Below are 651 nucleotides of genomic sequence, written 5' to 3'. Positions count from 1 at the left end.
TTTTCCTGCTGCTGCTCGTCCCCCTGGCCGTGTCCAGCGTCCCGGAGAGCGGTGACGGCGCGCTGGGTGTCCCACAGCCCGCCGAGTGCGCGAACCGCCTGTCCCAGGGATCCCGTAACGCCCATGATGTCCTCATTCTCGTCGCTGCGTCGGTGGTACTTGCGCTTGTGGTTCTGGACGCTCTCTTGTGTCCCTCGGTATCCGGGCTTTGTGCTGCACTCGTCGCACTCCACCCAGACGCCTTCCTTGACGGCGGCCGCGCTGACGGAGTGGTGGGGGCCGTAGCCGTGGGCGTGCAGGAAGTGCGGGACGCTGCCCTCGTACTTGAGGGCGATGAGGGCGGCTTCGGCGGCCTTGTCGTGGCCGGCGGCGAAGAACTTGCCGAGGCCGACTTCGCGTTCGCAGCCGCACCAGCAGGTGCCGGTCGGGATGAGGCGGGGCTTGTCGTTGCTTGCCATGCACCCATGGTAGCAATCCTTGAAGTTGAGGCAAGGGTGTAATCCAAGGATCGCAGTAGCGTTCAGGGCGAAGGCACCCCCGTGACGTCGAGGCGCCGTGCGCGGAGAATCGCTCCTGACGAAGAATCTGACGACCCGTCAGCGAAGGGCGCGCTCGGGCAGCGATCCGCGTGGTTCCCGATAAGCTCACTTG

1 protein-coding gene is annotated in these 651 nt (G+C 65.9%); it reads right to left on the bottom strand.

Going from position 1 to position 651, the window contains the following annotated elements:
- Positions 1 to 458: hypothetical protein (locus B7L92_RS40110; RefSeq protein ID WP_107501757.1), on the bottom strand; the 458-nt coding region annotated here is incomplete at its 3' end.
- Positions 459 to 651: the final 193 nt, after the last annotated feature.

Origin of the sequence: Streptomyces viridosporus (assembly GCF_002078235.1) — a bacterium.
Classification (GTDB): Bacteria; Actinomycetota; Actinomycetes; order Streptomycetales; family Streptomycetaceae; genus Streptomyces; species Streptomyces viridosporus.
Note: the sequence above shows the minus strand (reverse complement) of the source record. Positions and strands in the feature narration are given on the sequence as shown.